This is a genomic window from Pseudobutyrivibrio ruminis DSM 9787 (genome assembly GCF_900218035.1).
Classification (GTDB): Bacteria; Bacillota; Clostridia; order Lachnospirales; family Lachnospiraceae; genus Pseudobutyrivibrio; species Pseudobutyrivibrio ruminis.
In genome coordinates this window covers 85,874-109,510 of sequence record NZ_OBMR01000008.1, presented here as the reverse complement: position 1 = coordinate 109,510, position 23,637 = coordinate 85,874, and the positions used below count along the sequence as shown (strand labels likewise).

The 23,637-nt window shown below is 40.4% G+C and carries 21 protein-coding genes; 4 read left to right on the top strand and 17 right to left on the bottom strand.

Annotated elements, in window-relative coordinates; genetic code table 11:
* Positions 1-58 precede the first annotated feature (58 nt).
* Positions 59-580, bottom strand: coding sequence for a peptidylprolyl isomerase (locus tag CRN97_RS09320; protein ID WP_097076684.1), 522 nt, complete (start codon positions 578-580; stop codon positions 59-61).
* Positions 581-639: 59 nt separating this feature from the next.
* A complete protein-coding gene (locus tag CRN97_RS09315) occupies positions 640-1,500 on the bottom strand; it encodes an Mrp/NBP35 family ATP-binding protein (protein ID WP_097076683.1) in 861 nt (286 codons plus the stop codon).
* Between the two features lie 402 nt (positions 1,501-1,902).
* On the opposite strand from CRN97_RS09315, the gene CRN97_RS09310 reads away from it, so the two are divergent.
* Positions 1,903-2,679: a threonine/serine exporter family protein gene (locus CRN97_RS09310; protein ID WP_044935885.1), complete on the top strand. Its 777-nt coding sequence runs from the start codon at positions 1,903-1,905 to the stop codon at positions 2,677-2,679.
* Complete coding sequence (locus CRN97_RS09305; protein ID WP_097076682.1) at positions 2,679-3,146, top strand: threonine/serine exporter family protein; 468 nt, start codon at positions 2,679-2,681, stop codon at positions 3,144-3,146. The genes CRN97_RS09310 and CRN97_RS09305 overlap by 1 nt, the downstream gene beginning before the upstream one ends.
* Here the strand turns inward: CRN97_RS09305 and CRN97_RS09300 are convergent.
* From CRN97_RS09300 to thyA, 14 genes are all read right to left on the bottom strand, one after another.
* Positions 3,100-4,854 carry a glycoside hydrolase family 2 protein gene (locus tag CRN97_RS09300; RefSeq protein WP_097076681.1) on the bottom strand — a complete coding sequence of 585 codons (1,755 nt, stop codon included), beginning with the start codon at positions 4,852-4,854 and terminating at the stop codon, positions 3,100-3,102. The two genes, CRN97_RS09305 and CRN97_RS09300, sit on opposite strands and share 47 nt — an antisense overlap.
* A gap of 145 nt (positions 4,855-4,999) precedes the next feature.
* A complete protein-coding gene (locus tag CRN97_RS09295; protein WP_097076680.1) occupies positions 5,000-6,433 on the bottom strand; it encodes an MATE family efflux transporter in 1,434 nt (477 codons plus the stop codon).
* A 68-nt stretch (positions 6,434-6,501) separates the two neighbouring features.
* A complete protein-coding gene (locus tag CRN97_RS09290) occupies positions 6,502-7,545 on the bottom strand; it encodes an electron transfer flavoprotein subunit alpha/FixB family protein (RefSeq protein ID WP_090395280.1) in 1,044 nt (347 codons plus the stop codon).
* An 18-nt stretch (positions 7,546-7,563) separates the two neighbouring features.
* Entirely contained in the window at positions 7,564-8,346 is a 783-nt protein-coding gene (locus CRN97_RS09285; RefSeq protein WP_044935876.1) for an electron transfer flavoprotein subunit beta/FixA family protein, read from the bottom strand.
* 39 nt (positions 8,347-8,385) lie between these two features.
* Positions 8,386-9,555 (bottom strand): acyl-CoA dehydrogenase, encoded by a 1,170-nt coding sequence (locus CRN97_RS09280; protein WP_044935874.1) that lies wholly within the window; start codon positions 9,553-9,555, stop codon positions 8,386-8,388.
* Between the two features lie 114 nt (positions 9,556-9,669).
* Entirely contained in the window at positions 9,670-10,542 is an 873-nt protein-coding gene (locus CRN97_RS09275) for a 3-hydroxyacyl-CoA dehydrogenase NAD-binding domain-containing protein (RefSeq protein ID WP_074790079.1), read from the bottom strand.
* A gap of 125 nt (positions 10,543-10,667) precedes the next feature.
* Entirely contained in the window at positions 10,668-11,870 is a 1,203-nt protein-coding gene (locus CRN97_RS09270; RefSeq protein ID WP_074790077.1) for an acetyl-CoA C-acetyltransferase, read from the bottom strand.
* Between the two features lie 383 nt (positions 11,871-12,253).
* Positions 12,254-14,197 (bottom strand): glycoside hydrolase family 127 protein, encoded by a 1,944-nt coding sequence (locus tag CRN97_RS09265; protein ID WP_097076679.1) that lies wholly within the window; start codon positions 14,195-14,197, stop codon positions 12,254-12,256.
* 62 nt (positions 14,198-14,259) lie between these two features.
* Positions 14,260-14,976, bottom strand: coding sequence for a purine-nucleoside phosphorylase (gene deoD / locus CRN97_RS09260; RefSeq protein ID WP_033151613.1), 717 nt, complete (start codon positions 14,974-14,976; stop codon positions 14,260-14,262).
* Positions 14,977-14,993: 17 nt separating this feature from the next.
* On the bottom strand, positions 14,994-16,217 hold the full coding sequence (locus CRN97_RS09255; RefSeq protein WP_097076678.1) for a cell wall hydrolase: 1,224 nt from the start codon (positions 16,215-16,217) through the stop codon (positions 14,994-14,996).
* A gap of 21 nt (positions 16,218-16,238) precedes the next feature.
* On the bottom strand, positions 16,239-16,748 hold the full coding sequence (gene ilvN / locus CRN97_RS09250; RefSeq protein ID WP_033151614.1) for an acetolactate synthase small subunit: 510 nt from the start codon (positions 16,746-16,748) through the stop codon (positions 16,239-16,241).
* Between the two features lie 19 nt (positions 16,749-16,767).
* Entirely contained in the window at positions 16,768-18,459 is a 1,692-nt protein-coding gene (gene ilvB, locus CRN97_RS09245; protein WP_097076677.1) for a biosynthetic-type acetolactate synthase large subunit, read from the bottom strand.
* A 26-nt stretch (positions 18,460-18,485) separates the two neighbouring features.
* Entirely contained in the window at positions 18,486-18,971 is a 486-nt protein-coding gene (locus CRN97_RS09240) for a dihydrofolate reductase (RefSeq protein ID WP_097076676.1), read from the bottom strand.
* A gap of 9 nt (positions 18,972-18,980) precedes the next feature.
* Positions 18,981-19,832, bottom strand: a complete 852-nt coding sequence (gene thyA, locus CRN97_RS09235; RefSeq protein ID WP_033151617.1) for a thymidylate synthase — start codon at positions 19,830-19,832, stop codon at positions 18,981-18,983.
* A gap of 238 nt (positions 19,833-20,070) precedes the next feature.
* On the opposite strand from thyA, the gene CRN97_RS09230 reads away from it, so the two are divergent.
* Positions 20,071-20,316 carry a hypothetical protein gene (locus tag CRN97_RS09230; protein WP_097076675.1) on the top strand — a complete coding sequence of 82 codons (246 nt, stop codon included), beginning with the start codon at positions 20,071-20,073 and terminating at the stop codon, positions 20,314-20,316.
* Positions 20,317-20,410: 94 nt separating this feature from the next.
* Here the strand turns inward: CRN97_RS09230 and glmS are convergent, their stop codons facing one another.
* Complete coding sequence (gene glmS / locus CRN97_RS09225) at positions 20,411-22,228, bottom strand: glutamine--fructose-6-phosphate transaminase (isomerizing) (protein WP_097076674.1); 1,818 nt, start codon at positions 22,226-22,228, stop codon at positions 20,411-20,413.
* A gap of 438 nt (positions 22,229-22,666) precedes the next feature.
* Here glmS and CRN97_RS09220 point away from each other — a divergent pair, with 438 nt between their 5' ends.
* On the top strand, positions 22,667-23,623 hold the full coding sequence (locus CRN97_RS09220; RefSeq protein WP_097076673.1) for a YARHG domain-containing protein: 957 nt from the start codon (positions 22,667-22,669) through the stop codon (positions 23,621-23,623).
* Positions 23,624-23,637 lie beyond the last annotated feature (14 nt).

Below are 23,637 nucleotides of genomic sequence, written 5' to 3'. Positions count from 1 at the left end.
CCGCTATGATATCACAACATTATGATTGTGGCAATAGTTGTTTTAACAAAGCTAATAATTAGTACTTCTCAGGCTCTGGATACTCAACTCCGAAAGTCTCAACAGTAACCTTCTTCATCTTCTGCTCGTTAAGAGGTCTATCTGACCAGTCTGTATCTGTCTCAGCGATTTTGTTAACAACATCCATACCCTCGATAACCTTACCAAATGCAGCATAGTCGCCATCAAGATGTGGACTATTCTTGTGCATAATGAAGAACTGGCTACCTGCTGAGTTTGGCATCATTGTACGAGCCATTGAAAGTACACCTGGCTCATGCTTTAAATCATTCTTAAAGCCGTTGCTTGTAAACTCACCCTTGATAGAGTATCCTGGGCCGCCCATACCTGTTCCGTCTGGATCTCCACCCTGAAGCATAAAGCCCTTGATAACTCTATGGAAGATAACTCCATCATAGAAGTTGTGGTTAATCAAGCTAATAAAGTTATTAACTGTGTTTGGAGCGATTTCAGGATAAAGCTCAGCTTTCATGATATCGCCATTTTCCATTTCAATTGTAACTACTGGATTCTGTACCATAATTAATTCTCCTTTTAATATTTTATTCCGCTAGTTACACATACTAGCTCATCTAAAATCTAAAGCTTCTCTAATACATCTTGTGCCTTAACAAGGTAGTTATTAGGCATATCGAAGATGCGTCCTGCATCTGCAGCTGTTGCGAAAGCTCTATCCATTGGCATCTTGCCAAGTACTGGAATATTAAGGCTTGCTGCAACCTCATCAATGTGGCTTTCACCAAAGATTTCGATTTTCTTTCCACAATCTGGGCATGAAATATATGAGTAGTTTTCAACAAGGCCAAGCACTGGAATGTGCATCATATCTGCCATGTTGTATGCCTTCTTAACAATCATCTGTACTAATTCCTGTGGGCTTGTTACAATAACAATTCCATCTACAGGAAGTGACTGGAAGCATGTAAGAGGAACATCACCTGTTCCTGGTGGCATATCTACGAATAAGTAATCTATATCACCCCACTGTGTGTCAGTCCAGAACTGCTTTACAACACCTGCGATAACTGGACCTCTCCAGATAACTGGAGCTTCCTCATCCTCAAGCATGAGGTTGATAGACATGATTTTTGTACCATCCTCAGCAACCTCTGGGAATGTACCATCATCGTTAGCCATAGCTGGGCCGTGTACACCAAACATCTTTGGAATAGATGGACCGGTGATATCTGCATCAAGAATACCAACGCTATAGCCTGCTCTAGCCATAACACCAGCAAGTGAAGATGTAACTAATGATTTACCAACTCCACCCTTACCAGATACAACTCCGATAACATGTTTTATATTAGAATTCTTATTCTGTTCTTCTAAAAATGCTGTATTTCTAACACCTTTTTTTGCTGCCTCTGCAGATGGACAGCCTTCACAAGAGCCTCTGCTACAAGAACTAGCTGAAGCACATGTTTCTTTCTCTGCCATTATTAGACCTCCTAATTTCTGTAATCCGTCAAACATTATATCACAATTACCTTAAATGCCCTACAATTCATAGGTTTATTTAAGAAAACATTAATAAATAATACGTTGTTGATATTAGTCTCAACCAGCAACTTGACTTATCCACAATTTCCACAATGGATTTTTTTCAGTTGAGGATAACTTCTATTTTCCATGTTATTAACATATTTATCCACAAATTGCACTCAACCAAAATGCCAACAAACGTTGATTTTATGGGCGATAACGTTTTAGTGATACACATTTCAACGAACAAAGTTTTCCCCAAAAGTTATCCACAATTGTAAATAACTACACATTTGGTTGAAAAACTTCTATTAATAATGGATAATCAATGTAGAATTTTTATTTTAGGGAGCAACAATGTCAGATACAAAAAAAGTATTGTCCTTTGCTGTGGAACTAGGAGACATTCTTCTTAGAAATGGAGCAGAGGTTTACAGGGTCGAGGACAGTGTCCTCGCCATTTTAAATTCATATGATATTACAGACTGTGATGTGTATGTATTGAGTAACGGAATATTTGCAAGTGCAGATGAGGTTACCGAGCACGCCAGCTCAATGATCAGACATGTACCGATGTATCCAACCCACTTAGGACGTATCGCTGGGCTGAATGCTTTATGCCGTGAAGTCTGTTCAAAAGAGATCACACTAGATGAAGCATGGGCAAAGCTGGAAGAATGTAAACGAATTCCATCCTACAATTTTCCAATGTTGATAATTGCTACTGCCATTGGATGTGGTGGATTTTCTTATCTATATGGAGGAACAGTTTTAGATGCCTTAATCGCCTGCATAGTTGGTGCAGTCCTTAGATTATTCCTTCATTTTGAAGCACGCATGGGTAATTCCAAAACAATTACCAACGTACTAGCAAGTATGGTTATATCCCTCACTGCTATTCTCTTTTATGCAGTAGGGCTTCCTGTTCACTACGACAAAATAATCATCGGTGCAATTATGCCATTAGTGCCCGGTATTCCTCTTACTAACAGCATTCGTGATTTTATCAACAGCGACTATTTGTCTGGCTCTATTCGACTCATAGACGCCCTTCTTACAGCCTTCTGTATTGCTGTAGGAGTTGGTGTTGTAATCACCTTTGCTCATTTCATAGGAGGAGGTGCTTACATCTAATGATAGCTGATTACATTATTCAATTTATAATAGCTATGGTAGCCACCTTAGCATTTGCAATGATTTTTTCCGCACCAAAGTCAGAGCTTCTATTTTGTGGACTCTCCGGAGCGATTGGCTGGATATCCTACTCTATAATATCCACAGTCCTTGGAGCACCAACACTTGGAAACATGATAGGTTCTTTGTTCCTTACACTGTTTTCACGTTCACTGGCTGTAAAAAGAAAAAATCCCGTCACCGTGTACCTTATAGCGGGAATATTCCCACTGGTACCTGGTGCCGGAATTTACTATACTTCTTACTATTTAATTATGAACAACATGGAAACCTTCGGTTCTTACGGGTTATCCACCATCAAAACAGCAGGTGCAATCGTAATGGGAATCATCTTTGGTATGGCTTTCCCTCAAAGCTGGTTTAATACAGTTTTTGCACCTTCCTGTCATAAGTCATCAAGCCATTAACCTCATCTTCGATGTCAGTAGCTTGAGTAAATACAGCAGCACTTAGTCCCTCTTCCTGGAGGGACTTTATTTTTGCCATAAGTTCATCGTAAGCATTCTGCAACTCATGTTGCTGTTGATATTTTTTGTATCCATAAACAGCGTCTCTCTTCACGTGAGTCCCCACTTTAAGAGAATATCCGCCATATTCAGAGATAACATAAGGTCTTCTGTTTCGCTTTACCTTTAATTCTTCAAAATAAACATGCTCAGAGAACACATCTCCACAACCTTCATGGAACCAGCCTGAAGCTGCATCAATAGGCCTTGTATCATCGATTTCTTTGGCAAAATCAAGGCAACCTGCAGCATCAAATTGGCCCCATCCCTCATTAAACAAACACCACTGGCCTAATGAAGGTACATTATAAAGCTGATGCATCATTTCCCTGCATTCTTTAAACCATACTTCCTTAGATTTTTCAGTATTTCTACCGGTAAATCTAAGGAAAAGTCTGTTTTTATCCTTTGCATTACCAAATGGACGCACCACTGTAGGAATATTGCAAATCATGTTCATATCGTATTTTGTGCCGCCATTGACAATATCCTGCCATACAATCATTCCTAGCCTGTCACAATGGAAGTACCAGCGCATTGGTTCAATCTTGCAATGTTTACGAATCATATTGAAGCCCAATGATTTGATGGTTTCAATATCGTTTATCATGGCTGCATCAGATGGCGGTGTCATAAGGCTCTCAGGATAGTACCCCTGATCCAATATACCATTCATAAAATAAGGCTTATGATTCAAGGTAAGGCGAGGAATTCCCTTTTCGTCCCTAGCCACACCAAAATGCCTCATGGCAAAGTATGTAGAAAAGCTATCCTTGCCATAGCTTATATTTAAAAAGTAAAGTACCGGGTCTTCTGGTGACCACAGCTGATACTGATTAAGTTCTATAGTCACATAAAGCTTATCATCCTTGATATTATCAACCTTGTACTCTTTTATTAAATCTTGATTTGAGGATGATATATCCAGATGTCCCTTTATTTCAGACACCTTTATTATCATATTTAGCTTATTTCCATCAATGTCTGGATTAATCTTTAAATCCGTCACAAAAGCATCTGGCACCCATTCCATCCATACTGTCTGCCATATGCCGCTTTGTGCTGTATACCACATGCCTGATGGCTCAATGCTTTGTTTTCCTCTAGCATATCCAATTCTGTCTGTATAGTCCCTAACCTTAACTTTTAGCTCGTTATTTCCCTCTACAACGTAATCTGTGATATCAAAGGTAAATGTAGTAAATCCACCTTCATGGGAGCCTAAATTAATGCCATTTAAAGACACATGAGCCACCTGATCTACCGCTCCAAAATGAAGTAACAAATGCTTAGATTTTTTCACCTTATCTATCTCAAACACCTTTGTGTATTCCAAGGTTTCCTCCGGAAGAAGGATGTGCATATCCGTACCAGAAAGCTTAGTTTCTGGTGAAAAAGGGACAAGTATACTGCCCGAACTGCATACTTGTCCCTTACCATTTATAATTCGATAGTCCCACTGGCCATTTAAATTAATATAAGATTTGCGCTGGAGCTGAGGACGTGGATACTCTAACAAGCCTTCAAACTTGTAATCCGTGCTCAACTCATATGTCTTTCCATCCTTACTAGGCTTAGCAATAGCTCCAAGCATTTCTTTCCAATACATAACTAACCCCCTAGTCCGCCTGTCACGCTCACAAGCATGATAATTCTACGCTCGAGCATTTCTCGCTTTAGAATTATCATAGCTTGTTAGCTACAGGCTCATTTAGTGTAAAGTTTTTGTCGCTTAACGTTTATTAATCCATGATTTAAATTCGTACCTCGGACGCTTTACGCTTTACCCAACCGCGATATACCACTACGAGGCAGATGCTGTGGACACTAAGTGTCAACAGCCAGCTTCCAGGGTATGAGAAAAACAATACTGATTGTGTATGATGAACATGGAAATATGTGGCAATCCAGATTAATCTGGTTACACATGCTCCCAACAACGACACTATCATTGGAACTGTAGAACGTCCCAATCCTCTCAGCCCACCTGTTAGTGTATCCATGACTCCACAAAGGAAATATGGACAGCAAACCCAGAAAAGACGCAGTGTTCCGGCTGCTATTGCATCTGCACTGTCTGTGTATATACCAAGCAGTGGAGTTGCAAAATGGTAGGCTAAATTGCCCATAGCAAGACCAACAACCATTACAATTCCAAGTGTCTCAAATATTACTTTCTTAACACGATGCTCATCTCCGGCTCCATAGTTCTGACCAACAAAGGTAACAGTAGTTTGAGATACTGAGTTCATTGATACATATACAAAGCCTTCGATGCTGGCAGCAGCTGACGATCCAGCTATTACCGCAGTACCAAATGAATTGATTGCCGACTGAATAACAACATTAGACAGAGAGAAGACTGTTCCCTGAATTCCGGCAGGTAATCCAATTCTTATAATACGATTTAATATTCTCTTATCTATTTTAATCTTAGAAAACTCAAGTCGTAATGCATCTTCTTGCTTCATAAAGAACCCAACTAATAGGAAACAAGAGATATAGCTAGATGTGGCAGTGGCAATAGCAACTCCTGCGACACCCATATTGAAACAAATAACTAATATAAGATTTAAAATAACATTTACAACTCCGGCAATAGTAAGGAAAACAAGAGGATGAGTTGTATCTCCTGCTGCCCTAAGAATTGCTGCCAGGAAGTTGTACAGCATGATAGCTGGCATTGCAATAAAATATATACGAACATACAATGCAGCCAAACCAATAACATCTTCAGGTGACCCCATTATCTCAAGTATAGGTCTGGCCAAAAACAATCCAACAAATACAAGAAATACGCCACAAATCAATGAAAAAGCAGTGCTTGTATGAACTGTCTTTTTAACGTCGTCATGGTGATTTGCGCCATAAAACTGAGCTGCGCATACATTTGCACCAACGGACATACCAATAAACAAATTAGTCATTAAATTTATAAGAGAACCTGTGGAACCTACGGCTGCTAGACTCGCTTCGCCGGCAAAACGACCCACTACTATTACATCAGCTGCATTAAAAAGAAGTTGCAAAACACCTGACAAAATAATAGGTATTGTAAAGATAATTAATTTGCCCAAGAGCGGGCCATGGATCATATCGATTTTTTTTGAATTATTCATAGGATGATTGTAGCACTTTACCGTATAAAATAAAAGCTTGAGGGCAAGCCCACATGGACTTGCCCTCATAAAATTAAAGAAAGAAATTATAGGAAAAATCTATACTTCTAAAAGAATAGATATTGCCCTTAAAGGAATTATTTTGAAGCAACCTCAGCCTTGAGTGCCTCTGTAAGAGCTGGAAGAATCTTGTTAAGATCTCCAACGATACCGTAATCAGCTACGTCAAAGATAGGAGCTGTCTCATCTTTATTGATAGCGATGATGATATCTGACTCTTCCATACCTGCTGTATGCTGAATAGCACCAGAGATACCGATTGCGAAATAAACGTTAGGACGAACTGTCTTACCTGTCTGACCTACCTGAAGATCCTTTGGCTTCCAACCAGCATCTACTACTGCACGTGAGCAAGATACTGTACCACCAAGAACCTCTGCAAGATCATCAAGGAGCTTGAAGTTCTCTGGAGAACCAACTCCACGACCACCAGATACAAGGATCTTTGCATCCATGATATCTACTGTTGTTGCAACGTTCTTTACAATGTTAAGAATCTCAACAAATCTATTGTTTTCCTTAAGCTCTGGCTTGAAGTTAATAACTTCTGCCTTGCGACCTGCCTGCTTTTCAAGCTTCTGCATAACACCTGGACGAACTGTAGCCATCTGTGGACGGTTGTCTGGGCATGCGATTGTAGCGATTGTGTTTCCACCGAATGCTGGACGAGTCATAAGAAGCTGATTGTGCTTCTGCTCCTGACCTTCTCTAGCCTGAAGTGGGAAATCACCAATCTCAAGTGATGTACAGTCAGCTGTAAGACCTGTCTTAACTCTAGCTGAAACTGTAGGACCAAGATCACGACCGATAGCTGTTGCACCAACGAGCATGATTTCTGGCTTGTACTCATTAATATAAGCTGTAAGAGCCTGTGCATATGGCTCTGTACGATATGTTTCAAGTGCTGGATCATCAATAACAACAACCTTGTCTGCACCGTACTCAGCGAGCTCATCTGCAAGGTTAGCAATGCCTGAACCAAGTACTACTGCTGTTACATCTGTTCCTAAATCTGCTGCAAGCTCATGTGCCTTACCGATAAGTTCGAAGGCAATTGAGCTAAGTTTATTATCAACCTGCTGAGCGAATATAGCTACGCCCTTGTATTCTTCTAATGACATTATATTTGCCTCCTCTTATTAAATTACATGCTTTTCTTTAAGCTTGCCAACGATATATTCTACTGACTCCTTAGGATCAAGTGCAACCTTCTCGCCTGCACCCTTACGTACCTTATCAGAAGCCTTTGCAATCTTTGTTGGAGAACCAGCAAGACCGATGTTTGCATCATCAAGATCTGTAAGATCATCACGGCCCCATACTGTTACTTCCTTATCATAAGCATCAAAGATTCCGCCTGGAGTCATATAACGTGGCTCGTTGAGCTCTGAAAGAGCTGTAATAAGACATGGCATCTGAGCCTTAATCTCATGATATCTGTCTTCATACTGACGCTTAACGATTACGCTGTTTCCTTCAACCTTGATGTCCTCTGCATAAGAGATAACTGGAAGGCCAAGGTGCTCAGCGATCTGTGGACCAACCTGAGCTGTATCACCATCGATAGCCTGACGACCTGTGATGATAAGATCATAATCAAGTTTCTTTACTGCAGCTGCAACTGTTGAAGATGTAGCCCATGTATCTGCGCCACCGAGGCGTCTATCTGTAACAAGTACTGCTTCATCAGCGCCCATAGCAAGAGCTTCACGAAGCATATCATCTGCCTTAGGAAGTCCCATTGTAAGAACTGTAACCTTTGCACCTGTCTCATCCTTGATACGAAGAGCAGCCTCAAGGCCTGCCTTGTCATCAGGATTCATAATTGCGAGCATAGCTGCTCTATCAAGAGTTCCATCTGGGTTAAACTTAACGCCGCCCTTTGTATCAGGAACCTGTTTAATACATACTACGATATTCATGTATTTAATCTCCTTTAACTTAAATGCTACTAATCAAAATTATTTGAGCATTGAGCCAGAGATAACCATTCTCTGAACCTCAGATGTTCCCTCATAAATTTCTGTAATCTTTGCATCACGCATCATGCGCTCAACATCGTACTCTCTTGTATAACCGTAACCACCGTGGAGCTGAACAGCCTTTGTAGTAACAGCCATAGCAGCCTCAGCAGCAAAAAGCTTAGCCTCAGCAGCTTCTACAGAGTAGCTTGTCTTGTGATCAACAAAATACTGATCCTTTGTGCAAGCAGCCTTGTAAACAAGATACTTAGCAGCATCCATACGAGCCTTCATATCAGCAAGCTGGAATGATGTATTCTGGAATGCAGCGATTGGACGACCAAACTGCTTTCTCTCCTTTACGAAATCAATTGTCGCGTCGATTGAGCCTTCACCAATACCAAGAGCCTGAGCAGCGATACCAATACGTCCACCATCAAGTGTGTGCATAGCGATACCAAATCCCTTACCTCTCTGTCCAAGGAGGTTCTCCTTTGGAATACGGCAATCCTGGAAAATAAGCTCGTATGTAGAAGAAGCACGGATACCCATCTTCTTCTCCTTTGTACCGAATGTAAATCCTGGTGTGTCCTTCTCTACGATGAATGCAGAGAACTTCTTAGACTTACGTCCCTTAGCATCTTCAACGATATCTGTAACTGCGATAACGATGTAGATGTCAGCTTCCTTACCGTTTGTGATGAAGCACTTAGAACCGTTAAGTACCCAAGAATCTCCATCTTCAACAGCCTTTGTCTGAGCACCCTGAGCATCTGTACCAGCGCCTGGCTCTGTAAGTGCGAATGCACCAAGCTTCTTACCACTTGCAAGTGGAACTAAGTACTTCTGCTTCTGCTCTTCTGTACCATATGTAAGAATAGGATCGCAGCAAAGTGATGTATGTGCTGAAACGATAACACCTGTTGTACCGCAAACCTTTGAAAGCTCCTCTACGCACATGATGTATGTAAGAACATCACATCCCTGTCCGCCGTACTCCTTTGGTACTGGAATACCCATGAAGCCATACTTCATCATCTTCTCAACGTTCTCACGTGGGAAGCACTCTGTCTCATCAATTTCCTGAGCAACTGGCTTAACTTCATTCTGAGCGAAATCTCTGAATAACTGTCTAGCCATCTCATGCTTTTTATCTAATGTAAAATCCATGATTTTTCTCCTTATAATATATTAATCCCTAACGGGAAGACGCACTCATTTATGATTTGCTTCGCAAAAGGGAGTGCGTCGTGGCAATACCTTTGCTTCGCAAAAATATTGCTCTTACTGAGCATCTACAGCAGTCTTTGTACGGTCTGCGTTGTATACGTAGAATCCCTTACCAGACTTGCAGCCAAGGTTACCACCACGAACCATCTTACGAAGAAGTGGGCAAGCACGATACTTGCTGTCACCTGTTTCGTTGTAAAGAACGTCCATGATTGCAAGGCAAATATCAAGACCGATGAAATCACCAAGCTCAAGTGGTCCCATTGGATGGTTAGCACCAAGCTTCATAGCTGCATCGATACCAGCGATATCAGAAACACCTTCCATCTTGATGAAAGCAGCTTCGTTGATCATTGGGATAAGGATACGGTTTACTACGAAACCAGCAGCCTCGTTAACCTGTACAGGAGTCTTTCCGATTTCCTCAGAAATCTTCTTGATAGCATCAACTGTCTCAGCAGGTGTGTTAACACCAGCGATAACTTCTACGAGCTTCATTCTATCTGCAGGATTGAAGAAGTGCATACCGATCATTGGACGGTTAAGACCATTTCCGATTTCTGTGATAGAAAGTGAAGATGTGTTTGAAGCGAAGATGCACTCAGGCTTAGCGATTTCGTCAAGCTCCTTGAATGTTGTCTTCTTAACTTCCATATTCTCGAAAGCAGCCTCTACGATGAGGTCGCAATCCTTGCAAAGGTCTTCCTTAAGACCTGGAGTAATCTTAGCTAAGATAGCATCTACAGCTGCCTGCTCCATTTTGCCTTTTTCAACAAGTCTTGCATAACCTTTAGCAATCTTGTCCTTTCCGCCTTCTGCCCACTCCTGCTTAATATCACAAAGAGCTACTTCATAACCATCAACCATAGCAAATGCCTTAGCAATGCCCTGGCCCATTGTACCTGCGCCAATTACGCCTACTTTCATTTGTTTAATCCTCCTAGTTTATGCTGTCAGTTACGCCTACAAGCCTTGGTATTACTCCGTCGCGAGATTGGCTCCTTGAGTAACACCAAGAGCTTGTCTGCTACTGACTTCTTTACTTTACTAAATTAACCCTCGTACTTCTCTACGATAGTAGCGCAACCCATTCCGCCACCGATGCAAAGAGTAGCAAGACCCTTCTTGTACTCTGGGTTGTGAATCATATCGTAAAGTAATGTTACAAGAATACGAGCACCTGAAGCTCCTACTGGATGTCCAAGAGCGATAGCACCACCGTTTGGATTGAGCTTGTTAAGATCGAAGCCAAGCTCCTTACCAACTGCTACTGACTGAGCAGCAAATGCTTCGTTTGCTTCGTATACATCAAGATCATCAATTGTAAGACCTGCCTTAGCAAGAGCCTTCTTTGTTGCTGGAACTGGACCAACACCCATGATTTCTGGAGCGCATCCGCCAAGTGCACCAGCTACCCATGTAGCAAGTGGCTTAACACCAAGTTCCTTAGCCTTCTCCTCAGACATAACAACAAGTGCTGCTGCACCATCGTTGATACCTGAAGCATTACCAGCTGTAACAACTCCGTTTGGATAAAGAGCCTTAAGCTTAGCAAGACCTTCCATTGTTGTTCCAGGTCTTGGGCCTTCATCTGTATCGAAAAGGATTGTCTCCTTCTTCTTCTTAATTTCTACAGGAACGATCTCATCCTTGAATGCACCAGATTCCTGAGCTGCAACAGCCTTGTTCTGAGAGTTTACTGCGAACTCATCAAGCTCTTCTCTTGTGAGCTTCCACTGCTCAGCTACGTTATCAGCTGTCTTGATCATGTGGTAATCATTGTATGCATCCCAAAGAGCATCCTTTACCATTGTATCTACTAAAGCACCCTGGCTGTTTGATGGCCATGTCATTCTGTAACCAAAACGACCATTTGGAAGTGCGAATGGAGCAAGTGACATGTTCTCCATACCACCAGCTACAACAACATCAGCGTCACCAGCGATGATCATCTGAGCTGCCTGGTTTACACAGTTAAGACCTGAACCACAAACAACGTTTGTAGTAACAGCTGTTGTCTCGTTTGGAAGACCAGCCTTGATAGCTGCCTGACGAGCAACGTTCTGTCCTAAACCTGCCTGGATAACGCATCCCATGTATACGTGCTCTACGTCCTCTGGCTTGATTCCAGCTCTCTTAACTGCTTCCTTAATTACGATAGCACCTAAGTCTACTGCTGGAGTGTTGCTAAGTGATCCGCCCATTGTACCAATGGCTGTTCTACATGCGCTAGCAATAACTACTTTTTTTCCCATCTTTTTCTTTCTCCTTTGTAGAAATAATTTGTTTTCGGTATAGATAAGTACCTTCTTTTGTTAAAATTCCACAATTATCAGCTTTTAAAACTGTTAATTTTTTAACGAACCTCTTCAAAAAAAAAGCGCTCACCTCTCGCCGTCGTTGTGAAAATATTAACACAACTCCAATTTCATTTCAATGAGAATTTTTGTCATACTTTACCATGTAAATGGTAACTTTCAGAATATTCATCATCAAGTTACTCAATTCTCACACTCCGCTCGTTAAATAATTATCAAGAAATGGCTTATTTTCGTTAAAAAGGAAACCGCAATTTTAAATTGCGGTTTCCAAATTGTGTCTATGCATGTGAAAATTTATTATAAATTCGAACATGCTATTATTCTCTAATCCATACCTGCATCTCGTTTTCGCCTCTATTTGCCCATGCATAATATGGAATAAACTTAATCTTTGCGTTTTCCTTCTTTATTGTTTCTGTGAAGTAGAGTGAATTACCGTTATCAACTACAAGTCTTTCAGCTTCGCTTTCAATAACCCCTACACCATTCAAAAGTTTCTCGTCGAAATGATATTCAAGCTTATTGTCAGCAGGTAAACTGATATTATTTAGATTGTCACCATTATCGACTCCTTCGATGCAATAGATGAAAGGGCCACGTCCAATTGCAACCTTGCCATTATTCTCAGATACAAGTGGATTACAGTAATAACGTCTTACAGACATCTTAAACTTTAGAACTATGCTGGCTTTTCCATTAGCTTCCATATCCAGATAATGATAGCCCTGTTCAGCATTTATAGGTACTTCTTTTCCATCAACTATAAGACACTTTTCATCTGCCCAGCTTGGAATTCTTATACCAAATCTTATGGCATCTACACCTGAATTCTTTACAGATACCTTTACAGCCTCGTCCCAAGGGAACTCTGTCTCTTGAATTATTTCCACATAGTTGTTTCCAACTTTAATATGAGAGTCTGAATCAATGTACTGATTAAGCAAAACTCCACCTGCTTGCACCGTGTATATATAGTCATCCAAAGATGTAATCATTCTTGCAAGGTTTGGTGGACAACAAGCACATCCAAGCCATGCTGGACGTACAGGTTTTACATGGCTTTTGGTAGGATCTAGCTTTGACTTTTTAGGATTTACTTCCAGAGGGTTTACATAGAAGAAGTGTTTACCATCCAAAGCCATACCTGCCAAAGCACAATTGTAAAGAGCTCGTTCCATAACTTCTGCATATTCACTATTTGGCTCTATTCTAAGCATTTGTCTTGCAAAGAAAATAAGACCGATAGCCGCGCAAGTCTCGCAGTACATAGTGTCATTTGGCAAATCATAATCCAGTGTAAAAGACTCGCCTATTACTGTTGAGCCTATTCCACCTGTAATAAACATGCGCTTTTCAACTACGTCTTTCCACAGACGCTTGCATGCCTTGAATATTTCTTTGTCACCTGTTTCTGCCGCTAAATCAGCAAGAGCTGTACACATATATACCAGTCTTACTGCATGACCTTCAGCAGTTTCCTGTTCAAGAATTGGTTTATGATTTTGGAAATATGTGTCAGGCAGGTTTTCAATTCCATTTAACGCATTAGGGCCATCATATTCCTTTGCCTGGTCTTTGAAAAACTGAGGATTCTTTCCTCTTTCAAGCAAGAAGTACTTTGCCAAATTCAAATAGCGTTTTTCTTCTGTTGCTCTGTATAATCTCAGCAAGCCTATTTCGATTTCCTCATGACCATCATAGCCATGAATTTTTCCGTCCTCTGGCCCAAAGTTCGCATCAATATTATCAGCACATTTCTTTGCTACATTAAGTACTTTTTCATTTCCTGTAGCATCATGATAAGCCACTGCAGCCTCAATAAAATGCCCCATACAATATAGCTCATGGCTGCCTGCTAATCTTTTGTATCTACTATCCAATCCCAAGATTGAAAAGTAAGTATCTAAGTATCCGTCATCCTCTTGGGCGTCAGCTATTAAATCAATAACTTCCAGTGCTTTAGCCTCAAGCTCAGGATTCATTTTTTCCCTAAGGGAGTATGCTACGGCCTCCAACCATTTATACACATCACTGTCCTGAAAAGTCCAACCATAATGTGTTCCTTTTTCTCGTCCTGCTGCAATTTTAAAATTAGCAATTGCATGGCTTTTCTCGTTTGGGATTGAATCGTCGTTTCTTTCCTTCTCAATAACGATATCCGCCTGGTCGTTTAAAACGCTCCACTGAAAAGGAATCATTTCTGTTCTTACAAGTCCGCGATATCTTCCCCAAAACTTTGATGTAATACTAATCTGTCCCATCGTAATTCCCCCTAAAAAAATGAAGTCACTATTAAAAGTGACTTCATAATACTCATATTAAATTAAAGCGCAATAGCTGTCTCAAGCGCAAGCTTCATCATCTCTGTGAATGACTTCTGACGATCCTCAGCTGGGATTTCCTCAGATGTAACGAAAGAATCAGAGATTGTAAGCATACATGTAGCGTTCTTTCCAAGCATGTTTGCGTTGTTGAAAAGAGCAAAGCTTTCCATTTCTACGCAATCGCACTGGCAGCGCTCTTTAACTGCCTGCCATCCACCCATTTCTGGTGCTGTATAGAACTGATCTGCAGAGTGTACCTTTGCAACCTTTGCATCAATACCAAGCTCCTTAGCCTTTGCAATAGCGATATCGTTGATCTTCTTGCTTGGGTAAAGAGTCTTCTCCTCTACGCCATTTGTGTACTTAGCAAATGTGCTGTCTGAATATGCGCTCTCAGAGATAACTACATCAAGAACGTTAAGCTTATCTGTGTAGCTTCCTGCAGAACCGATACGGATGATGTTTTCTACATCGTAGAAAGCATAAAGCTCGTATGAATAGATACCGATTGAAGGCATACCCATACCACTAGCCATTACAGATACTGGTACTCCCTTGTATGTTCCTGTAAAACCAAGGCAGTTACGAACTGTATTAACACATTTTACATCCTCTAAGAAATTTTCTGCTACAAACTTTGCTCGTAATGGATCGCCTGGCATAAGTACTGTCTTGGCGAAATCCCCTTTTTTCGCTTCATTATGTGGTGTTGCCATAAAACAAACCTCCTTTATTAATTATAATTATAGAAATAATGGGCATTTATAACTGTACCCGAAGTTCTATCTAAAAATCCTGACTGCCCAGCAGCTACCTGCGATTCGTGCAAGCTCTGAGCATATGAATAAGTACAGAAGAATAAAGCATCTGTATTTGTGTTTCCTGCAATTGCCTGAGCTGCCGCGTATTGGCATGCACTGTTTGGCCCTTCTGCAAGAATCATTGCCACACGGCCTGATGTAACTGGTGCAAACTGGCCAGATGCATAAACTACACCAGAGACAGTGTTAGGGAACTTTGAGCTGGCTACACGGTTCATGACAACTGAACCAACTGCCAAACGGCCTGCGTCTCCCTGATTTGCTGCTTCTGCCTGAATAAGAGCTGCAAGAATAAGTGTCTCCTCGTCTGTAGTGGTGTATCCACCAGTGTATCCGCCATGCTCACCTGCAAGCTTCTCAGCTAATGCAACCTGAGCTGCCTCATATTGCTGCTGAATCTTTTGCTCGTATGCTTTTGCTTCTTCTAACTGTTTTTCCAACTCTGCAATAGCAGCCTCTGTAAGCTCTATCTGAGAATTGGTAGTGTTTAATGCTGAAGTGGTACTGCTTACAAGTGTACCAAGCTCTGACCTCTTGCTTTGAAGAGTGTCCTGATATGCTGTAAGCTCATCATTTTTAGTCTCGATAGCAGATTTTGTATCTTCCAATTCCTGCTGTGTTTCTTCGTATTTCTCTATGGCATCCTGATCATAAGCTGTAATCTGTGCCATGTATTCGAGACGTTGTAAAAACTCCGAAATAGAACCGCTTTCCAAGAAGTTAACCAGCGTATTTGTAGATTTATTTTCGTACATATATTGAATGCGAGCCTTCATAGCTTCCTTTTGTGTGTCTAAAGAAGCCTGTGTTGTTTCAAGCTTTTCATTCAAAGATTCGATATCTGCTTCTACAAGTGCTATGCTGTCTTCCGTTTCGGAAATTTCACTTGATACCGTGGTAATCTGCGTATTTAAATCGCTTATTTGCCCACTGAGTGAGTCCGCCTGGTCTTTAAGCTGTCCCTTCGCTTCCTCTACCTGCTGCTTGGCATTGTTGATATCGTCAACAGCCTGTGAGGCATTTTCCGACTCTTGTTTTAGTCGATCTACCTCTGATTGTGAAGCTCTGGCAGATGTACTACAAAGGCACAAACTAACCACTAAAAGCAGTGCTAAACTCCCTTTTAGCTTTTTCATTAATTTCTCCTACAATATATATTATCTGCAAGAACTGCTGATTGATTCTACTGCTACTGCTCCACCACGAGTAACTTCAATTTTCTTAAATCGTGATTTGAGTAGTTCTATAATCTCATTGTTCTTGCGCTCTGTCAACATACACTCAAAGAGTACTGAATCAGCGCCGATATCAACAATTTTAACGCTTCCTCCTTGATTAAATACGTTGGCTATTTGAAATGCTTCGGTCTTAGACTCACTGTTGAGCCCATTTACCCTGGCATAAAGAATCTCTTTCATGTGAATTGACATAGTGGTCAAATCTATTACTTTTATAACCTCAACCATAGCATTGAGCTGTTTTTTAATCTGCTCAAATGTGGCATCGTCAGCTTTAACCGAAATAGTCATTCTAGAAACATCGTCTCTTTCTGTCGTACCAACAGTGAGAGTTTGAAGGTTGTAGGACTTTGCTGAAAACAATCCTGAAACCTTTGCCAAAACACCAACCTGATTTTCTACATATAATGCAATCCATCTGTTCTTCATATTGTTAGCCCCTCTACATCTACTTCAAAATCATTTCACTAAGTGGTGTACCACTTTTAACCATTGGTAATACTAAATCGTCTGGAGAGACAATAAATTCCAAAACTGTTGGGCCATCTGTATTTGCCCTTGCTGTCTCAAGCGCTGACAATACATCGTCCTGATTAGTAACACGGATAGCTTTGCAGCTGTATCCTTCAGCCCACTTTATAAAGTCTGGATAATAGCTTCCGTCTGATGCAGAAAGATCTGTAATCTCGTATCTCTTTCCATAGAATAACTGTTGCATCTGACGAACCATTCCTAAGTTAGAATTGTTAAATATGCATATAATAACTGGAATTTTCTCAGTCATTGCAGTGGCCATCTCCTGCATGTTCATCTGGAAGCCACCATCGCCAGTAATTAATACAACTGGCTTTTTAGGATTGCCTATCGAAGCACCAATTGCTGCTGGGAAACCAAATCCCATAGTGCCAAGGCCACCTGAAGTAATGAACTCCTGGCCTTCACTTAATTTGATAAACTGTGTTGCCCACATCTGATGCTGACCAACATCTGTTACGATATTGGCATCAAAGAATACCTGATTGATTGTTTCACAGATAATCTGTGGATTAATGCCTACTTTTGTGTCAGGCATTGAAAGAGGATGTTCACTCTCCCATTCGTTTATCTTAGCAAGCCATTTTGATGTGTTCATTGGCTCGGCATATTCTACTAATCGCTCAAGTGCGATTTTAGCATCTGCGGTAACCGGTACATCTACCACTACATTTCTTGAAATAGATGCAGAAGCAATATCTACGTGAACGATTTTAGCCTTTGGCGCGAACTCATCAAGCTCACCTGTTATTCTATCATTAAAACGTGTGCCAATTGAGAACAATACATCACACTCTGTAACCGCTTTGTTGGCAGCAAAGCGACCATGCATACCACAATTGCCAATAAAAAGCTCATGGTCCTCAGGCATAACACCCTTACCCATTACTGTAGTAGTAACTGGAACATTCATTTTAGCAGCGAACTCAAGAAGCTCCTTCTCAGCACCAGAAATTCTAACGCCGCCACCAGCAAGGATTAAAGGCTTTTTGGCTGATTTAAGTAAACGATAAGCCTTTTTTAACTGGCCAATATGAACCGTTTCATTAGGATGATAGCCCCTAATATCAACATGCTCTGGGTACTCAGGGTCGCCTGTCTGAACCTGAATATCCTTTGGAATATCTATAAGCACAGGGCCTGGCTTGCCAGTCGAAGCAACCTGGAATCCCATTTTAATGAGACGGCCCATGTCTTCTCTATCTCTGATTGTCACGCCGTACTTGGTGATTGAACGAGTCATTCCAACAATATCTACTTCTTGGAATGCATCGTTTCCTATAAGGTGAAGAGGAACCTGTCCTGTAAAAATCACCATAGGGATACTGTCATAATAAGCATCTGCAATACCGGTGATTGTATTTGTTGCACCAGGACCTGAAGTGACTAGGACAACCGCAGTTTTCCCAGTAGCGCGGGCATAGCCTTCCGCCTCATGAACAAGTGCTTGCTCATGACGGCCTAAAATAACACGAATTCCTTCGGTTTTGTATAGCTCATCCACGATGTCAGTAATCATGCCTCCTGGATAAGCGAAAATGGTATCTACGCCTTCTTCTTTAAGTGCCTTAACAAATAACTTCCTTCCAGTAATATTTAATGCCATGTCAGTACCCTCTTAAGTTGTGCCAATTAACGTGTATAAGTTCTAAAATAAAATTCTATATCGTAATAAGTTTGCTCCTCTGATTCATCCGCAAGCTTCCAATCTGAAAGCTCGTCCAAATTTGGAAAATATGTATCTGCATCGTAAGCATAATCAACATATGTAACAAACGCTCGCTTGCAGTCATCTAACATCATGCGATAGATACTTTCGCCACCGATGACAAAAATATCATCCTGATTATATTTTTTAAGCTCTTCATCAAGCTCTTCCTTTGAATGAACGATGAGTGCATCCTTCACTTCGTAATTAAGGTCTCTTGTAAGAACGATATTAACTCTATTTTTGAGAGGCTTACCATTTGGAAAGCTCTCTAGAGTCTTTCGGCCCATAACAACAACCTTGCCTGTAGTAGTCTCCCTAAAAAACTTCATATCGTCAGGAATACTCACAAGAAGCTTGTTATCCTTGCCGATTGCCCAATTCTTATCTACTGCAACAATTAAATTCATACACACCTCCTAAACCGCAATAGGAATATTACGGATTTGTTCGCCAGCCTCGTAGCCTTCCACGATGAGGTCATCAGTTGTGAAATCGTAGAAGTTCTTAACATCAGGGTTCAAGTGAACCTTTGGAGCTGGAAGCTCTGGACGGCTAAGTAATTCCTTTATAGCATCCACGTGTCTATCGTAAATATGTGCATCAGCGATGACATGTATAAGCTGGCCTGGAATCATGTCGTTTACCTGTGCAACCATCATAAGTAGGATTGCATACTGGCAAACATTCCAGTTGTTTGCAGCAAGTACATCCTGTGAACGCTGATTAAGAACCATATTAAGAACTAGCTTGTCTGAATCCTTATCCTTTGTAACATTGTATGTAGCTGAGTAGCAGCATGGATCCAAATGACCTGTCGCTAAATCATGGAACTGATATAGGTTTGTCATGATTCTACGGGAATATGGTGTCTCCTTAAGCTGCTTGAGAACATAATCCATCTGATCAATCATCTCACCCTTGAACTCAAACTTTTCGCCTACAACATAGCCATATGCTGTACCGATTGAGCCTTCTTCGTCTGCCCATTGGTCCCAAATATGGCCTTTTAAATCCTTAATGTTGTTTGATTTACGCTGGTAAATCCAAAGGATTTCGTCCATAGCTGTTTTAAGTGCTGTCTTTCTAAGAGTAAGAGCTGGGAACTCCTCTCTTAAATCGTATTTGTTGACTACACCAAACTGCTTGATTGTATATGCCTTTTCGCCAGTATCCTCCCAGATAGGGCGCACAATTTCGTCTTTTGTATCTGTGCCATTTTCTAGGATATCACGGCACATCTCTTTAAAAATCACATCAGCTTTACTCATAACTTATATCTCCTTCGTAAAACTACCTAGACTACGTCTATAATATATTCAGTATAAATTCTACCACAATATCTTGCGGTTTGAATAGTTCTTTTCCTGTTTTTAGTTAATATTTAGTTGTAACCTCTTTCTGCCTAAATTTCCTTGAAAATCCAAGTTAATTGCGTTACTATATCTTGTAGTTGTTAATATCAGACCGTTCCTATTGGAAATATCACGGTCTGTTCTAGGAGAAGAAATGAGTCAAGAAAAGGTAGATAAGAAAAGATACGAGCGCGAGCATCGTAGATCAATTATCAGAAAGAAAAAATTAGAGGAAGCTCTTAGCATCCTTTGTGTAGCCGTTATTGGATTGGCTATTGTTGTTTGGATTGGTTTTTCAATTTATACAAAGGCTACAACAGCAGCTGAAGAAAATGCTACATACGAGTATTACGATATCACTACTGAAGCTATTCAGGATTATCTTGGTACTTTAAATTAATTTCATATGCAATATTTAAGGTCCATGTCATTTTGACATGGACCTTTGTTGTACTTCTGGTCAAATCCACATATTTATTCCATATAAATATCTATTACTCAACTGTTACTACCTTTGCAAGGTTTCTTGGCTTATCAACATCAAGTCCCTTATCTGCTGAAACGTAGTATGAATAAATCTGAAGAGCAACGATTTCTGGGAATGACATATACTCGTCATCTAAATCTGGAAGACCAATTACATGATACTCATCAGAGAAATCAGCCTTTAATTCATTCTTTGCAATAAGCACAACGTTTGCTCCACGAGCTCTGATTTCCTTAACATTTGACAATGCCTTTGAAATCAAGTGAGTCTGAGTAACTGCTGCAATAACTGGTGTGCCCTCTGAAATAAGAGCGATTGGACCATGCTTTAATTCGCCAGCTGCATATGCCTCTGAATGAATGTAAGAAATCTCCTTAAGCTTTAAGGCGCCTTCCATAAGTACTGTGTAATCCAAACCTCTACCAATCATGAAAAGATCAGAAGCTGTGATTACTTCTTTTGCCAATTTGTGAATTGCATCCTTCTGTCCGATAACCTCTGCCATAGCATCAGGGATTTTTCTAAGATTGCTAGTAGCTTCCTCAAAATACTCCTCAGTGATTGTTCCTCTTACAAGACCTGACTTAAGGGCAAGCATGTAGAACATCAACATCTGAGTTGTATACGCCTTTGTGCTGGCAACTGCGATTTCTGGGCCTGCATCTGTGTAAAGAGTATAATCTGCAACTCGTGAGATTGATGAACCTCTTACATTTAAGATTGCAAGACATAGTGCACCTGCTTCTTTTGCCTTTCTAAGGGCCTCTAAAGTATCGATTGTCTCACCTGACTGAGAAACTGCAATGAAAAGTGTATCAGGGCCAACTGTAGTATCAGAATAAATAAACTCTGAAGCCATCTCAGTATCAACATTTATTCCTGTCCACTTCTTGAACAACTGAGCCCCCATAATACCTGCATGCAAAGCTGTACCACAGGCAACAATGCAAATACGATTGAAGTTCTTTAAAGCATCGTCTAATGTACCACCGAAACCAAACTCAATATCGTTATTAACAAGATAATTGCTTAAGATTCTGCGAATGCAAGTTGGCTGCTCATCAATTTCCTTTGCCATGAAATATGGATAGCCCTGCTTTCCTGGAGCAGAAACATCCCAATCAACCTTTGTGTATTTTGGCTCAACTGGATTACCATCGAAATCTTCCAAAGAAATTCCATCACGATTTGCTGTAAGAATAATTCTCTCATCAAGTACAAAGTACTCCTTTGAATACTTGAAAAGTGCTGCTGGGTCAGAAGACAATACAGTCACATTGTCAGTAGTTGTAGCTACGATAGGGCTAACATTTCTAACTGCGTAGATAGTATCTGGCTTATCATCAAACATGATTACAAACGCAAATGTACCCTTAATCTTTTTGATTACTCTCTTGATTGTCTTCTTTGGATCACCATCGTAGAGCTTATCAATAAGAGCTGCAACAACCTCAGTATCTGTCTCAGTAACAAGCTTATCCTCAAGCTCGTATTCTTCACGTAAATCAGCATAATTTTCAATGATGCCGTTATGAACTAATGTAACCTTTCCCGAACGATGTGGATGAGCATTCTTATCGCAAACTCCACCATGAGTAGCCCATCTGGTATGACCAATACCGCAGCTAAAATCAGCACCTTCAGCTGGAACAATTCCTCTAAGGTCGCTAACTCTGCCCTGGCACTTGTACACCTGTGAGTCGCCTTCATTTTCACGTCTGATAGCGATTCCTGCACTGTCATATCCTCTATACTCAAGAAGCTCTAATCCATCTAATATATTAGCTAAAGCATCATTTCCTAAAAAACCTATAATTCCACACATATTTTATTCCTCATTCTTTCTATGTATTACAGCAATGCTGTGAAAGTTCAAAACTACCTATCGCATCATCTTTGTTTTGCAGTCACCTGCATATTTGCTAATGCGTTCGCGTTAGGCAACACGGGAGGGCACCCGCCGAATTTTCGATAATCCCTCCTCCTCGTTAACCAGTCGTCCTGGTGCATGGCGCTAAAACGAGGAATAAATACATGGATTTCTTGACCTCTATTCAATTATCAAAGTACAACGGAATGGATTCTAGCATAGTGTGTAGTATGTGTCAAATTAGTTGATTTATCATTGAGAGTATCTGCTTGGGAACAAAAACTTATTCAGCATAAAAAACCACAGAACTAGACATATTGACTATAATTTAATCCCAGTGCTAGTATAAAGTTTATACTTTTAAAAACATCACATCATCGGAGGACTTAATTTATGAAGAAAAAGATTATTCTATTAATAATCTCTACCTCTTTGTTGCTTTCAGCATGCAATCAATCTAGTGAAGAAACCAACACACAGGAACTACAAGAAAACACGGTCGATAATGCTACTAGCTCGCCAACCAATGATGAGTCATCCAGTTCAAACTCTAGCACTGAAGACTACTCTGATTATGTAGGCTTATGGTCAACTGATGGTTCTCGCATAACAGATAGTGGAACTGAGTTAAATATTGAAATACAAGGTAATGAAATAACAAATGCATCTCTCTATACACAAACAAGCTCGTTTGATAGATTTGCCGAAGTCGACAATATCACTGGAACCATTATAGATGGAACTTGTACGTATGAATTTACAGATGATGGTTGGGATAATAGCGGAACACTTTTAATTCAATTAAAAGACAATACCATTACTATTGATGTGGAAGATTTTGTCTTGTCAGAAGACAACGTGATAGGTTATGGAATTAATGGGCATTATGATCTTATTAAAGTGCAGGACGATGACTCTCAAACTACCACCAGCGATACTACTTTAAATAAATATAATGACGATTGGACCGAGGAACAGATTCTAGCTGAGCTTGATAAACGAAGTCAATATAAAGATGAAACTTCATACTATCCTGATTTCTTAAGATATAAGGAAGTAGTTCGCGAATGCACTGATATCTCTGTAGATTGCTATCCACTGTTTAATACAGATACCCAGTATTATCAAGCAACTGATTTTGAAAATGTTCCACCTGTAATCATTCATTTAGCAAAAAATGAAATCTATGCCAGACATGGTTATATTTTTACAGATGAAGATTTAAACAATTTTTACCTCACACAACTCTGGTACCTTCCAGAAGTACGAGCATCAGACTTTGATGATAGCGTTTTTAATGAATACGAAAAATATAATCTGGAACTGCTTTCCAAGTTAGATACATACTAAATAATAAAAAAATG

Coding starts and splice junctions, on each gene's coding strand:
- CRN97_RS09320 (WP_097076684.1), bottom strand. CDS start 580: ATGGTACAGAATCCAGTAGTTACAATTGAAATGGAAAATGGCGATATC.
- CRN97_RS09315 (WP_097076683.1), bottom strand. CDS start 1,500: ATGGCAGAGAAAGAAACATGTGCTTCAGCTAGTTCTTGTAGCAGAGGC.
- CRN97_RS09310 (WP_044935885.1), top strand. CDS start 1,903: ATGTCAGATACAAAAAAAGTATTGTCCTTTGCTGTGGAACTAGGAGAC.
- CRN97_RS09305 (WP_097076682.1), top strand. CDS start 2,679: ATGATAGCTGATTACATTATTCAATTTATAATAGCTATGGTAGCCACC.
- CRN97_RS09300 (WP_097076681.1), bottom strand. CDS start 4,854: ATGTATTGGAAAGAAATGCTTGGAGCTATTGCTAAGCCTAGTAAGGAT.
- CRN97_RS09295 (WP_097076680.1), bottom strand. CDS start 6,433: ATGAGGGCAAGTCCATGTGGGCTTGCCCTCAAGCTTTTATTTTATACG.
- CRN97_RS09290 (WP_090395280.1), bottom strand. CDS start 7,545: ATGTCATTAGAAGAATACAAGGGCGTAGCTATATTCGCTCAGCAGGTT.
- CRN97_RS09285 (WP_044935876.1), bottom strand. CDS start 8,346: ATGAATATCGTAGTATGTATTAAACAGGTTCCTGATACAAAGGGCGGC.
- CRN97_RS09280 (WP_044935874.1), bottom strand. CDS start 9,555: ATGGATTTTACATTAGATAAAAAGCATGAGATGGCTAGACAGTTATTC.
- CRN97_RS09275 (WP_074790079.1), bottom strand. CDS start 10,542: ATGAAAGTAGGCGTAATTGGCGCAGGTACAATGGGCCAGGGCATTGCT.
- CRN97_RS09270 (WP_074790077.1), bottom strand. CDS start 11,870: ATGGGAAAAAAAGTAGTTATTGCTAGCGCATGTAGAACAGCCATTGGT.
- CRN97_RS09265 (WP_097076679.1), bottom strand. CDS start 14,197: ATGGGACAGATTAGTATTACATCAAAGTTTTGGGGAAGATATCGCGGA.
- deoD (WP_033151613.1), bottom strand. CDS start 14,976: ATGGCAACACCACATAATGAAGCGAAAAAAGGGGATTTCGCCAAGACA.
- CRN97_RS09255 (WP_097076678.1), bottom strand. CDS start 16,217: ATGAAAAAGCTAAAAGGGAGTTTAGCACTGCTTTTAGTGGTTAGTTTG.
- ilvN (WP_033151614.1), bottom strand. CDS start 16,748: ATGAAGAACAGATGGATTGCATTATATGTAGAAAATCAGGTTGGTGTT.
- ilvB (WP_097076677.1), bottom strand. CDS start 18,459: ATGGCATTAAATATTACTGGAAGGAAGTTATTTGTTAAGGCACTTAAA.
- CRN97_RS09240 (WP_097076676.1), bottom strand. CDS start 18,971: ATGAATTTAATTGTTGCAGTAGATAAGAATTGGGCAATCGGCAAGGAT.
- thyA (WP_033151617.1), bottom strand. CDS start 19,832: ATGAGTAAAGCTGATGTGATTTTTAAAGAGATGTGCCGTGATATCCTA.
- CRN97_RS09230 (WP_097076675.1), top strand. CDS start 20,071: ATGAGTCAAGAAAAGGTAGATAAGAAAAGATACGAGCGCGAGCATCGT.
- glmS (WP_097076674.1), bottom strand. CDS start 22,228: ATGTGTGGAATTATAGGTTTTTTAGGAAATGATGCTTTAGCTAATATA.
- CRN97_RS09220 (WP_097076673.1), top strand. CDS start 22,667: ATGAAGAAAAAGATTATTCTATTAATAATCTCTACCTCTTTGTTGCTT.